Source organism: Sinobaca sp. SA16-1, from assembly GCF_059510515.1.
Map to the genome: position 1 here is coordinate 475,122 of NZ_JCAKFL010000002.1, position 13,116 is coordinate 488,237.

Genomic DNA, 13,116 nt, shown 5'->3' on the forward strand with positions numbered 1-13,116 from the left:
CTTTAGCTTTTCCAATACTAATTTTTATTCAGGCTTTAAATGCTGTGCCAGCAGCCGGGCTCCCTGCATCACAATCGGAACACCTCCGCCCGGATGAACAGATGCCCCGACGGCAAAAATGTTATCCGCTTTAAACGGCTTCAATTGGGGGCGGAATACAGCTGACTGGCCCAGGGTAGGCTGAATGCCAAAGCTGCCGCCTTCATACAAACCGTCCGCTTCCGCCTGGTCAGGGGTGCGGATTTTTTTCCAGATAATATGACTGCTTAAACCGGGATATCCACGGGCCTCTACTAACTCAATCATTTTATCGGCATATTCTTCTTTATTTTCCCAAAAAGAGCTGTCTGTCCCTGAGGGAACAGGAATCAGCATATAAAGAACGCTCTGCCCGGAAGGCGCAAGTGAGTCATCCATCACTGAAGGGTTGAACACATAAATAGAAGGATCACTGTTAAGCTGCCTGCGTTTGAACACATCTTCCATATGCTCATCCAGGTTTCCTCCCATGAAAAACTGGTGAATGCCTTCTTCTGTATATACTTTATTCATACCCAGATATATCAGCAGGCAACCCGATGATGCTTCATAGGACGTTTCTTTTTGTTTCGTTATCAGCTGCTTGGCTTTCGGAAAATCACCGTTTAATACAAGCTGGTCTGCCTGTATGCGTCCTGATGGGGTGAGTACAGATTCAAACTGCCGGCTTTCCGTGTAATCCACCTGCAGCACTTCTTCGTTTAACCTGATATCGACCCCGCGCTCCCTGAGCTCTTTCTCCAAAACGGTTATGAGGCTTGCATACCCTCCTTCGATATACCATACTCCGTGAAAATGCTCGCTGAATGTGACCAGTGAATAAAGGGCGGGAGAATGGGAAGGGTGGCCCCCTATATAGAGCGTTTGAAATTGAAAAGCCTGCTGCAGCATCGGGTGATTGAAATATTGCTGCGATTGCTTTTTTACATTTTGATAGGCTTTCATTTTAAGTAACGAGCTTATGTTCTTTTTCGTGAAAAACGTGTGTTTTTTGTAAAAGCTGTTTTCCAGAAAAGCGGCTTTTCCTGATTCAAAGCGATCTTTCATATCATGCATAAACTGCAGATAGTGTTCTTCTTCTCCGGGAAAGCAGCGGGTGATTTCTTCCAGCTGCTTTTCTGTATCACTCCATTTTGTAAAAGAAGGGCCATCCCGAAAGTGCATCGTATACAGGGGATCAAGACGCTTCATTGGTATCTTGCTTCTATCTACTCCCGCTTCTTCCAGAATCGATAAAATCACTTCAGGCAGAAGAACAATCGTTGGACCTTCATCTACTTTAAAGCCGGCTTCTTCTACAAATTTAATTCTGCCGCCCAGCGATGATTTTTTCTCTAATAATAACACGTCTTCCTGATAATGGGACAGATATAAAGCTGTTACCAGTCCGCCGATGCCTCCTCCGGCAATAATTGTTTTCATTCTGCTGCTCTCCCCTGTCTTTCCCTGCGCTTGATTTCGCCGGCCGTAATACGCGCGGACTGAATAATAGTCGGAAGTCCGCTGCCTGGATGCGTCCCTCCGCCCACCAGCCAGCAGTTCCCGATATCTTCAAATTTATTATGGGGACGGAAATACATCATTTGATCAAGCGAATGAGCTAAATTAAAGGTTGCCCCGTTATAAACAAAATAATTTTCTTCCCAATCCTTTGGGGTAGTGATCATTTCTGTAACAATGTGATCTCTAACCCCTTTAAATGCTGTCCGCTTTTCCAGAATATCCAGTGCAAGGTCCCGGAACCGCGGCTTTTCCTCTTCCCAGTCAATTCCGCTTAAATTGTTTGGAACCGGAACGAGAATGTATAGAGCCGACTGTCCTTCAGGAGCGAGCGAATCATCTGTTACTGACCCATTCTGGACATAAATGGATGGATCCTTGGAAAGAAGCTTAGTACCTGTGATTTCTTCCACATTATGTTTGTAGTCGTCAGCAAACACAATGGTGTGATGCGGGGCATCATACGTCGTATCCAGTCCAAGATAAAGCATGAATGTGGAACAGGAGTATTCCATACTGTCCAGTTTTTTCTGATTCCATTTTTTTAAGTCACCTTTTTCAAAAAGAGTAGAAGCGGCATGGGCAAAATCGGCATTAATAATTACTTCATCGGCTGCCATCTGTTCGCCGGACTCGAGTTCGACTCCGGCAGCCCGTCCATTTTCCACAATAACGCGTTTGACGCCGGTTTCTGTCCGTACCGAACCCCCATCTTCACGGATGGCCTCTGCCATTGCTTCAGAGAGTTGATTCATTCCCCCAAGCGGATGAAACACCCCGTATTCGTATTCCATATACGATAGTATACTGAAAGCGCCCGGACAGTTCCATGGAGACATACCTAAGTATTTAGACTGGAACGTAAACGTCAGCTTTAATCGTTCATCTGTAAAATAATCGGAAAGAACGTCGTACAACGATTTCCCTAAAGCAAGCTGAGGCACCGCCCGCAGCGTTCGAAGCCGTAAATAATCCCTCCACTGGCCGTGCGTATTCTGCAGAATAGGCATCAGTTTATCAAATCTTTTTTTCGTGCCTTCCATAAACGCATAATAGCCCTCTTCATCGCCTGGAAAGTGCTTTTTTATACGATTGTACATTTCCTGTTTGTCTGTCGTAGGGAAAAACGATATGTCATTAAAAACGAGTTCATACATCGGTTCTATTTTTTTTAATGTAACATAATCATGAAGGTTTCTTCGGCTCTCCTGAAATGCCTCCTCGAGAATATGCGGCATGTTTAGAAAGGTCGGTCCCCGGTCGAATACATAGCCGTCTCTTTCTATTCTGGACGTTCTTCCGCCCACGTATGGCTGTTTTTCGAGGACGCTGACCTGAAAGCCTTTAGATTGAAGCAGCATGCCTGCTGCAAGGCCTCCGGGGCCTGCCCCTACTACAATAATGTGTTTGGCCGCCATGATGCGTTGCCCCTCTCTGTTTGACTGTCCTATTTCATTTTTATGGTTTGTTAGATAGTAGTGTGGATGAGGCTTAAGTTCTGTCCAACATTTGTACAACTAAATATACCTCAGTTTGCCTTTTTTATACAAGCAGAAACGATTGCCGGATGATGGCCCGCGGGTGCCTATGTATAAAAAGAAAGTTCCTGTTAAAAGAAACAGGAACGTAAGCTGTTATTATTTTTTTTGAAGTTCGAGCAGGTACCAGCCGCCTGCTTTTAATACGGGTTCTACTGATACAAGTTTCAGACCGCTCTGTTTCCCAAGATCCCGGATTTCCTTTTCACTCGGAAGCGGATGTAAATTTTCATGCGCCGACATAAAGCTGTTGAAGGCGGTCGAAAAGGCCCTTCCGTGTTTGGAATCATGAAGCGGTGACATAATGAGCAGGGTGCCTTTTTTGGCCAGTATTCTGGCAGCATGGTCAAAAACATCCTGCCGTTTCCCCGGAGAGAAATAGTACAGCAGGTTATTCATCATGACCATATCCTTGCGGGCTTTCATATGCACATAGTGATCGAAGTCTTCATGATGGAGCGTAATAGAAGTGTCTTTGCACCGCTCTTTAGCCGTTTCATAAAGCTCATCATGCATTTCTACGCCGGTCAGCCGTATATCAGGCTTTTGGTTGTGGATTCTGTATAAATAGCCGGCGTAGCCGCAGCCAATGTCGATAATAGACTTTACTTTTCTCTTTTTGATTATTTTCATGACTTTTGGAAATGCCAGCGTTTCCAAAAGAGCCGACGTTTCTGCTACTGTTTTGCCATAGTCTTTCTCCAAATAGGTTACTTTGTCGTAGCCGCGCATTAAATCTTTATAAGCAAGAAGCGTTGGCACATGAAGCTCCATCATTTCTTTTAAAATAACTCCTACTGATTCCGGACTTTTCTTTGATAAGTATGTGTAAATCGAAGCTTCTGTTTTCACCTTACCTCCCCGTTTTTTCTCCAGATGCCCTAAAGAGAGACCAACTTCAATCCACCTGGAAAGAAGTACACTGTCCAATTGGTGAGCTTCTGCCACTTCTTCCGGCTTCACTGCCTTTTCAAAATAGTCAAATAAATGAAGGGCATGACCGATGTGGGCATGCCACGTTTCCAAAAACGTTTCATTTTTCTGCATCCACTTTTTTGCCTGCCATAGTCTTTTCCATTCGTTGAGCATGACTTCACCTCTTTACTGTTGTAGGCCGGACCATTCATGTCGATTCTAACGCCTCTAATAGTAAATCTTCCCTCCTCTTAAAAGGAATAAACCTGCCGCAGCGCTTTTCAGAAAGGCCCGCGCCATGAAAAAACAGCCCTGTTTTCAGGGCTGTCAGACGGCTGGAGAGTTTCTTCACTCTGTTTATTTGTTTACTTTGGAATAACGCTGCAGCACCTGATCTACGGAAGCGCCGTAAGTTTCACCGAAAATATTTAAATGTACAAGCAGATAATACAACTGATAAAGCGGTTTACGCTCATTAAATTCCTTTGAAAAAGGATAGATGGATTCATAAGAATCATAGAAAGCGTCGGAGAACCCTCCAAATAAATATGTAAAGGCGATATCAAATTCCCTGTCTCCATAAAAGACGGCAGGATCCATTAGACAAGGCATGCCCCCGGGGCCTCCAATCCAGTTGCCGCCCCATAGATCACCATGTACTTTAACCGGGGCACCCTTTGAAGGAATCCATTCCGACAGCCGGCTCATAATATCAAAGGCATTGCGTTCCCTTTGAAGCGTCAGCCTTCCCATCGACCGGGCCAGGTCAAGCTGAGGCATTAAACGTTTTTCCCTGAAAAAAAGGAGCCAGTCCTCTTCCCAGCCATTCACCTGAGGCAGTTCTCCAATGAAATTATCTTCTTCGAGACCGTAAAAACTGCCCGTTTGTGAATGAAGCGCTGCGATGCCGGCGCCAAGCCGTTCTTCTGTCGTCCGGCTTTTTTCACCTGATACAAATTCCATTACAATGTATTTCTTGCTCCACGTATGCACTTTTGGAATATACAGGCCGTCGGTTTCTCTTATAAAATCAAGTCCGGCAGCTTCCTGCTTGAAAAAATCCTGCGGTGCCTCTTCATGCCACTTTACAAAAAACTCTCCTTCAGACGTTCGTACCCGATAAGCGGTGCTGATACTACCTCCGCTTACAGGTTCTATACCTATGATGGTAAGACCGCTATCAATTGTCTGGACAGCCTGTTCTATTTTTGATTTCATAGACCCTCTCTCTTTCTCACCCAGTTTAGCAATGGCTTACAGCTTTGCTCTATCATATCATAGACCCCTGCAAAATCACCTGAGAAATAAGGATCGGGCACATTCATATTGCCTTGTGCGCCTGGATGGAATTCGAGCAGCCGGCAGACTGCTTTTACCGAATCCGGAAAAAGAATGGACCGCACGGTTTGTTCGTTGTCCTCATCCATTACGATAATATATGTTTCTTTCGTGACTTTTTCTTTATCAAACAAGGAAGCCTGCAGCGCTGTTGTATCTATTTGATGCTCGTTTAATACATCCAGCGTCTTTTCATGGGGAGGGCGGCCGATGTGCCAGTCCCCGAGTCCACAGGATTCTATTTTCAACGTCTCCTCCAGCTTTGCGTCAACCGCATAATGACGGAATACAGCTTCAGCCATTGGAGACCGGCAAATATTGCCAAGACAGACAAATAACACATGAGTTTTCATGAAAGTCCCTCCTTGACGGTATTTTAACACGATTTCCTTCTCTATAAAAACAGCCGGTGCTCCATAGAGCTGCCGGCTTAAATCACTAAAACTATATGCATCTTTGTATCATTGACCAGTCACCGGCATTCAGGCGTATAGATGAACGAGCAGCCCTTTTACAATGCCGGCCTGCTCGAGCACATCCAGACGTGTTTTTTCCTTATCAAAAACGGCTTTTGACAGGTCAAGCATGCTTTCTTCCAGGTCTTCTGCAGGTTTCCACAGCTTTAACGAACGCCTGTTGGAGAATTCATGCTCTTCCGTAAACTCAAAACCGCTTTCTACTGTTTCTTTTAAGAACTGCCTGACCAGGTCTTTATATTTCTGAAGAGCGCCGAGGGTTCGATGCTCCGCCAAATACTCTCCCTGCTTTTGAAGAGCCTGTTTTACGTTCTCGAGTTTCTCTGTATGATAGCCTTTCGCAGAGCTCTGCAGCATGTCAGAAAAAGCCCTGGCAGGTTTTGCCGATGTATCGGCAGCCGGCCTTATTCCTTCTGCTCCCCATTTTCCCTGCTTTTGAAGTCCGGTTATATCCATGCTCATCATTCCCTTGGTCATTGTACTTATAGTATCGGCCTGAATTCTATATAGTTAACCAGGGCCGGCTGATTTGATAGTACAAATTATTCAGAAGCGCTGTGCTTTATAATGGATAGCACGACTTCAGTAATCTTCACCAGCTCGCTTACAGGCATTTTTTCATTTTTTGTATGAATTTCTTCATAGCCGACGGCTAAATTGACTGTAGGCACACCATAACCGCTTATAATGTTGCCATCGCTTCCTCCACCGCTCGTCAAGAGCTCAGGAGTTCTGCCTGCTTTTCTAATACCATGCTGGGCCGTTTGGACAACCGTATCCTCTTCAGAAAGCTTATAGCCCGGATACATAATATCAATATCCACCTCGGCCTCTGCTCCCATTTCTGCCGCTGCTTCTTCAAACCCTTTTTTCATATCCGCTACCTGCTTATCAAGCTTTTCCCTTACAAGCGAACGCGCTTCCGCCAGAATATAGACTTCATCGCATACAATATTCGTCTGGGAGCCGCCTTCAAACCGGCCGATGTTTGCCGTCGTTTCTTTATCAATTCGTCCCAATGGCATTTTGGAAACGGCTTTGGAGGCAACTGTAATAGCAGAAATACCTTTTTCAGGAGCCACTCCGGCATGCGCCGTTTTCCCTCTGATGACGGCTTTTACTTTTGCCTGCGTCGGGGCGGCAACAATAATATTTCCTACATCTCCATCGCTGTCCAGCGCATAGCCGTAATCCGCTTTTATTAAGCTCGTGTCCAGCGCCTTGGCGCCTACAAGACCGGACTCTTCTCCTACTGTAATAATAAACTGAATATCCGCATGAGACACATTCTGTTCTTTTAGCTGACGGATCGTTTCCAGCATAGCTGCAATACCCGCTTTATCATCTGCTCCCAGAATCGTCGTTCCATCAGTCTTAATATAGCCTTCTTCGATAAATGGCTTGATGCCCTTTCCCGGTACGACGGTATCCATATGAGAAGTAAAGTATAATACAGGGCCTGATTTTTTCTCGCCCTTTAACGTAATGACCAGGTTTCCCGCCTCATGTTCTGTTGTAGAAGCGGCATCATCTTCCTGCACCTCGCAGCCAAGTGCTGTGAATTTTTCTTTGAGCACGAGAGAAATTTCTTTTTCGTTTTTTGTTTCAGAGTCTACTTTAACCAGTTCTATAAATTCATCTACGATTCGCTGCTCATTTACCATAACTGTCATCAGTCCTCTTTGTTTGATTTATCGCATAGTTCCACCAGCACCCGTCCGCTGTCTCCAGGATGAAGAAACGCAACGAGCGCTCCTCCTGCTCCGGGTGCTGCGTGCTCCTGCAGAGTCCGGATACCGTCTGATCTTATCTCTTCAAGCCGATCTTCCACACTGGTTACACCGAGAGCCACATGATGAATGCCTTCTCCCTTTTTTTCAAGAAACGTGTAGATCGGTCCTTCCGTTCCCATCGGTTCCAAAAGCTCTATTTTTGATTCGCCGATAGACAGAAAGGCTACTTTGACGTGCTGCGTTTCCACCGTCTCCGTTCCTAATAGTTCCAGTCCAAGCACATCTGTGTAAAATGGCAGTCTCTGTTCAATGGAACGGACGGCAATTCCAATATGATCTAATTTATGAGGCGGCTGCTTTAACATAATCAGTCTCCTTTCCATATTGAAGAGGGCTGGAATTCATCCTCTTTTCTGTGGTATGATGGCAGATATGAATTGCGCCTGGAATCGGGAAAGCATATATGAGTCAGGAGGGTGAAACGTGCCTAAAAACTTCCAGAAAATCATCATTTACATCATGATTATAACATTAGTAGTCGGCAGCTTGTTTACAGGGGCTGCAGCATTTTTTTAAATTCTATATACAAGATAAAAACCCGGTATTACATTTCCGGGTTTTTATTTTTTTGCTTTTTTTTATTCAAATCCCTTGTGAGGCGCTTTCCCGATACATTATGCGTACGCTTTGGATCCGGCTTGAACATCTTTTTAATTGTCAAATATTCATCCAGCTCATGCAGAATATAAAAAAGGCTGGAACGCACTTCAAATTCTTCTCTTGTCTGCGGAAGCGGCATTTCTTTAATTTCCTCCCGCAGTTCATCAAGGCGTATTAAAAAGTATCCGGCAGTGTTACCGGGACTGACTGCTTCACTTAACTCTTCCATAAATTCAGCCATTTTTTCTCCCTGTATGACGGTATCTCCGAGACTGGAAATGAAGGGAAGAATACTTTCAAGCACGTCGAACTGCTTTTCCCTCATCGCAAAATAGTGATAAAAATAATCATCGTAGCGAAGGTAATGATTATCAATATTACGTAGTGCTTTGCTTTTTCCATCGCTTAATAACGTTGAGGCCGTGGTAATCTCTTTACCGTCCCAGGACGAGTCGCCTTCCTTTAAATACTTCGCATATTCTTTCCAGATGGTTCGAAAACAGTCTTCTACTTTCACCTGATCCCAAAGAAGATCACGCTCTGCGTTTGGCATGTATAGATTCATGATCAGAGCGACCCCTATTCCTATTCCAAGCAGAGCGAGTTCATTGACCCACAGGGCGGCGCTTGCCTCTCCTACAGTATAAACGTGCAGAATCAAAACAGCCGATGTGACTATTCCTTTTTTAGCCCCTACGCTCACTGCTGTAGGAATAAACAATAAAAACAAAATAGCTATGGACACAGCGTGATAGCCGATAAATTCAAAAATCAATGTAGCGTAGAGCAGGCCGATCAGGCACGCTACGATACGCTCACCGGATATTTTCAGTGAATCCCGCTTCGTAATCGATATACATAAAATTGTAATAATTCCAGCAGAAACGTAAAAGTCCAGCTGCAGCAGCTGCGCCAGAAAGATGGACACCGCTGCGCCAAGAGCTGTCTTAACGGTTCTGTACCCTATCGTGAATCTGGCCATATGCAGTTCCCTTTCAAGCTTCATTTATACCGCTCGGTTTTATTATAACGCAAATACTTTCCAACTTTCAGTACATTTTCCGTTCTTTCTCCAGTAGAAATAAAAAACGAGCTCCCTTTGCAGAGGAGCTCGTTCATTGTTATGTATTGGCGCGCCTACCAGGATTCGAACCTGGAATACGAGAACCGGAATCTCGCGTGATATCCCTTTCACCATAGGCGCATTAAGAAGCAGCATTTATTATTTTAATAAAATAAACGGCTGATGTCAACGCCTTTTCAATAATTAGCTGTCTTCTTTTTTAGATCCTTCTTCAAGCATAGACTTAAACCGCTCACGAATCGCTTCTTCGCCGTATCCCAGCTGATTAATACGCTTTGTAAAGTTCTGGGCATACATTGTCGTACGATCTGCCATTTTACGATATTTCTTCGCCTGGGAGCTGTTTCTTTCTTCCTTGGCCCGGTTTTCTGCGTTGGACATAATACTCTCTGCTACAAACAGACCTTTCCATAGTTCATCTTCAGAAAACTGTTCTGCGTTCTCATCAAAATGCGAAATTACGTTTTGGTAGTAGCCCCGGAATTCCTTGAATGGAATTTCATCATCCATGTTCAAATATTCCTGCACCTGCTTGTACATTTCTTCCATGTTTACCCGCCGCCTTTTATGTATGAATACCAGATGAAATTATACCATAATTAAGTGTAGGATAGTCAATAAAAAATAAATTACTGCAGTAAAAAACCGAAGAGATGGAAATCTCTTCGGTCACTCTCTATCAGCAGTATTCGTCAAATGCTTTCTCGAGCTGCTGTACTACTTCAATTGGTTCATGGCCTTCAATTTCGTGGCGTTCCACCATACGTACAATTTCTCCATCTTTCAGCAGTGCAAAGGACGGGGAAGAAGGCGCGTAGCCGGTGAAATAAGATCTGGCTTTTTCGGTGGCTTCTTTATCCTGGCCGGCAAACACCGTAACAAAGCGATCCGGCTGCTTTTCGTAGTTTCTCATGTAGGCTGCTGCCGGGCGGGCAATCCCTCCGGCACATCCGCATACAGAGTTAACCATAACAAGCGTTGTTCCTTTATCAGTTAATGTAGTATCTACATCATCAGTTGTTGTTAAAGGCTCGTATCCAGCTTCTTCCATTTCTTTTCTTGCCGTTTGTACGACATCATTTATAAAATAATTAAAATCCATTTGCAAGCACCCTTTCTTCTTTATCACTAGTGTACATTCCTATTGTACATAAATAAAGAAAAAAGTAACAAGGATCTGCACTTATCTACTAATTGTTCAATGCCTGATCAAGGTTGCTTACATTCTGTTCCATTAAGCTGAAATAATCTTCCCCGCTGTCGAGTTCCTCCTCGGACAGGGATTCGAGGTTATGCAGGTCCAGTGCTTCCGCTCCTGTTTCTTCCTGAACGACATCTGCTGTAGTAGAAGGGATATTCTGTTCCACCATGACATGATTTAAATTATTTTCTTCTGCGAGCGCTATAATATCCTGAATCTGCCGCTGGGATGGCTCATTGGATGGAGAAAGACCGGTGATTCCGATCTGGTGGATGTTGTACCTCTCTTCCCAGTAGCCATAACCCGCGTGGGAAACTAAAAAGGAATCCTTTTCAGAACTGGATGCCATTTCGGCAAACCTGCTGTCCAGGCTGTCCAGTTCTTCAGATAAAGCATCATAGTTTTCCTGGAACACAGCTTCCTGTTCCGGATTCTTCGCAGCCAGCTCATTTTTTATGGCTTCTGCAGCTTCTTTTGTAAGAACAGGATCGAGCCATACGTGCGGATCCTGATCCCCATTGGCATCATGACTTTCTTCTTCCTCATCATGGGCCTGTTCTTCGTCATGGCCATGCTCCTCATCGCTGTGGCTGTCTTCCTCCGCATGACTATGATCATGTTCATAAGACGCCAGTTCCATTCCATGTGTCACTTCCAGGCTTGTCACTTCTTCATTTTCAATAGAGTCATTAATCGCGCCTGCAAATCCTTCCATTCCGGCTCCTGTATACACAAACAGATCGGACTCGGCAATGTCGACCATCGTCTGGGCCGTTGGTTCAAAGTTATGTACATCTGTACCCGCGGGTACAATATTATTCACCTGTACATGTTCTCCCCCTATCCGCTCTGCCATATATTCCCAGGCATAAAGTGTCGTATATACCTGAAGGGCTTCTTCATCCTGGGCTCCGGACGGCTCGGGGCTCTCCTCTTCGCTTTCCCCACATGCAGCCAAAGTAAATGAAGCTCCAGCCAGTAAAGAATACAATAATGTTTTTTTCATATGTTTTACCCCTTTTTTAATCATTTTTGTTCATTGAAAAAAGCATATCGTAAAAGTTACGATTTGTAAACAGGAATGATTCCTTTTTATAAACAGAAAAAAAACCTCCTGCATGGAGGCTTTTTTCTATTGTCGAGAAACCATTTCACTTTGTATATCTATACACGATCTCGAATGCTTTTAACACTTTGTTGAGAAGAAGAGAAGAAAAAGAAACAGGGGTGACTCCTGCGGAAAGCACCCCTGTATAGGTTTTTGTATAAAAATACGTATTTATTGTGTTTTTCCTTATTAAAACATTTCTATGTATACTGATTCCGGCTTCCGGAAACAGCGGGTGTTGCCATCCGCGCCGAAAAGGAAGAGAACATGCTCGTCTCTTCCACCGCGCTGTCTCATCCAGCTGTCTGCTACAAAGAAATTTGTTCTAATTTATTTTTCACACTCTGCAGAAAACGGCCGCAGACAAGACCATCCAGAGCCCGGTGATCAAGGGATAGACAAAGATTTACCATGTGCCGGATAGCGATCATATCCCCCGGCATAACGACCGGGCGTTTTACGATCGACTCTACAGACAAAATAGCAACCTGGGGCTGATTAATAATAGGAGCAGACTGAATGGACCCGAAAGAGCCGGTGTTGTTGAGCGTAAATGTTCCACCACGCATGTCTTCTCCTGAAAGCGTTCCTTTTTTCACTTTATCGGAAATAGAAGCCACGTCTTTAGCCAGTCCTTTAATATTTTTTTCATCTGCATGCTGAATAACAGGCACATAAAGCGCCTCATCTGTAGCTGCCGCTATCGATATATTGATATCCTTCTTCTGGATAATTTTATCTTCCTGCCAGTAGGCGTTTAAAGCTGGAAATTCTTTTAGTGCTTCTGCAACAGCTTGTATGAAAAACGGAAGAAACGTAATAGAGTAGCCCTCTGACTGCTTAAAAGACTCTTTTATACTATTGCGGTAATTCACAAGATTGGTTACATCCACCTCTACCATTGTCCATGCGTGGGGGATCTCTGACTTGCTTTTACTCATATTTGCAGCAATAGCTTTTCTTACTCCCGTTATCGGTATTTCTATATCCCCTGCGGCTGTTTTTTCAGGTGCAGCTTTCACATTCTGTTGTTTCTTATCTGGTTCCTGAACAGTTTTTTGAGGAGCGGGATTCTGCTGGGCCGCTTCCACATCTTTTTTGGTCACGCGTCCGTTTCGACCGCTTCCCTGAATCGCTGAAAGATCGATTTGATACTGTTGAGCGAGCTTTAATACAACGGGAGAGTACCTATTCCCGCCTGGCTGCTCTTGTTTATTTTCCATCGTCGCTCCGGCTTCTACCGGAGGGTCGGGCTTTGCTTCCGGTTCGCTCGAAGCGGTCCCTTCTGCTTCTATATAGCAGATCAATTCACCTACTGCAACCGTTTCATCCTCTTTAGCTACAAGCTCCTGAATTGTCCCATCGAACATAGACGGCACTTCCGCATTCACTTTATCGGTCATCACTTCAGCCAGCGGATCATATTTTTTCACTTTATCCCCCGGCTGTACGAGCCACTTGGTTATTGTTCCTTCCGTGACGCTTTCACCAAGCTGGGGCATTGAGATTTTTTCTGCCATATTT

General features: G+C 44.5%; 14 protein-coding genes and 1 tRNA gene. 1 reads left to right on the forward strand and 14 read right to left on the reverse strand.

The genetic code is table 11. The features are described 5' to 3' along the window. Window positions 1-24 precede the first annotated feature (24 nt). The 8 genes from AC5W2J_RS06470 to mce all read right to left on the reverse strand — a co-directional run bounded on the left by AC5W2J_RS06470 (window position 25) and on the right by mce (window position 7,904). On the reverse strand, window positions 25-1,461 hold the full coding sequence (locus AC5W2J_RS06470) for a phytoene desaturase family protein (protein ID WP_496058670.1): 1,437 nt from the start codon (window positions 1,459-1,461) through the stop codon (window positions 25-27). Beyond that, window positions 1,458-2,957 carry a phytoene desaturase family protein gene (locus AC5W2J_RS06475; RefSeq protein ID WP_496058671.1) on the reverse strand — a complete coding sequence of 500 codons (1,500 nt, stop codon included), beginning with the start codon at window positions 2,955-2,957 and terminating at the stop codon, window positions 1,458-1,460. Before AC5W2J_RS06475 ends, AC5W2J_RS06470 begins: the two co-directional genes overlap by 4 nt. A gap of 219 nt (window positions 2,958-3,176) precedes the next feature. After that, window positions 3,177-4,166: a class I SAM-dependent methyltransferase gene (locus tag AC5W2J_RS06480; RefSeq protein WP_496058672.1), complete on the reverse strand. Its 990-nt coding sequence runs from the start codon at window positions 4,164-4,166 to the stop codon at window positions 3,177-3,179. A 183-nt stretch (window positions 4,167-4,349) separates the two neighbouring features. Further along, window positions 4,350-5,210, reverse strand: coding sequence for a fructosamine kinase family protein (locus AC5W2J_RS06485; protein WP_496058673.1), 861 nt, complete (start codon window positions 5,208-5,210; stop codon window positions 4,350-4,352). Beyond that, window positions 5,207-5,683: a low molecular weight protein-tyrosine-phosphatase gene (locus AC5W2J_RS06490; protein WP_496058674.1), complete on the reverse strand. Its 477-nt coding sequence runs from the start codon at window positions 5,681-5,683 to the stop codon at window positions 5,207-5,209. Before AC5W2J_RS06490 ends, AC5W2J_RS06485 begins: the two co-directional genes overlap by 4 nt. Window positions 5,684-5,812: 129 nt before the next feature. Continuing rightward, the gene (locus AC5W2J_RS06495; RefSeq protein WP_496058675.1) at window positions 5,813-6,262 is read right to left on the reverse strand and encodes a YaaR family protein; all 450 of its coding nucleotides are present in this window, start codon (window positions 6,260-6,262) and stop codon (window positions 5,813-5,815) included. Between the two features lie 86 nt (window positions 6,263-6,348). Continuing rightward, a complete protein-coding gene (locus AC5W2J_RS06500) occupies window positions 6,349-7,470 on the reverse strand; it encodes a M20/M25/M40 family metallo-hydrolase (RefSeq protein ID WP_496058943.1) in 1,122 nt (373 codons plus the stop codon). Between the two features lie 8 nt (window positions 7,471-7,478). Continuing rightward, entirely contained in the window at window positions 7,479-7,904 is a 426-nt protein-coding gene (gene mce, locus AC5W2J_RS06505; protein WP_496058676.1) for a methylmalonyl-CoA epimerase, read from the reverse strand. A gap of 118 nt (window positions 7,905-8,022) precedes the next feature. Here mce and prli42 point away from each other — a divergent pair, with 118 nt between their 5' ends. Beyond that, on the forward strand, window positions 8,023-8,115 hold the full coding sequence (gene prli42, locus AC5W2J_RS06510) for a stressosome-associated protein Prli42 (protein ID WP_170146907.1): 93 nt from the start codon (window positions 8,023-8,025) through the stop codon (window positions 8,113-8,115). A 28-nt stretch (window positions 8,116-8,143) separates the two neighbouring features. On the opposite strand, the gene AC5W2J_RS06515 is transcribed toward prli42, so the two are convergent. The 6 genes from AC5W2J_RS06515 to AC5W2J_RS06540 all read right to left on the reverse strand — a co-directional run bounded on the left by AC5W2J_RS06515 (window position 8,144) and on the right by AC5W2J_RS06540 (window position 13,112). Continuing rightward, entirely contained in the window at window positions 8,144-9,205 is a 1,062-nt protein-coding gene (locus AC5W2J_RS06515; RefSeq protein ID WP_496058677.1) for an aromatic acid exporter family protein, read from the reverse strand. 123 nt (window positions 9,206-9,328) lie between these two features. Next, a tRNA-Arg gene (locus AC5W2J_RS06520) sits at window positions 9,329-9,403 on the reverse strand. 63 nt (window positions 9,404-9,466) lie between these two features. Next, window positions 9,467-9,832, reverse strand: coding sequence for a hypothetical protein (locus tag AC5W2J_RS06525; RefSeq protein ID WP_496058678.1), 366 nt, complete (start codon window positions 9,830-9,832; stop codon window positions 9,467-9,469). 130 nt (window positions 9,833-9,962) lie between these two features. Beyond that, window positions 9,963-10,385: a BrxA/BrxB family bacilliredoxin gene (locus AC5W2J_RS06530; RefSeq protein WP_120193329.1), complete on the reverse strand. Its 423-nt coding sequence runs from the start codon at window positions 10,383-10,385 to the stop codon at window positions 9,963-9,965. An 88-nt stretch (window positions 10,386-10,473) separates the two neighbouring features. After that, window positions 10,474-11,490 (reverse strand): metal ABC transporter solute-binding protein, Zn/Mn family, encoded by a 1,017-nt coding sequence (locus AC5W2J_RS06535; RefSeq protein WP_496058679.1) that lies wholly within the window; start codon window positions 11,488-11,490, stop codon window positions 10,474-10,476. Between the two features lie 410 nt (window positions 11,491-11,900). Next, complete coding sequence (locus AC5W2J_RS06540) at window positions 11,901-13,112, reverse strand: dihydrolipoamide acetyltransferase family protein (RefSeq protein WP_496058680.1); 1,212 nt, start codon at window positions 13,110-13,112, stop codon at window positions 11,901-11,903. Window positions 13,113-13,116: the final 4 nt, after the last annotated feature.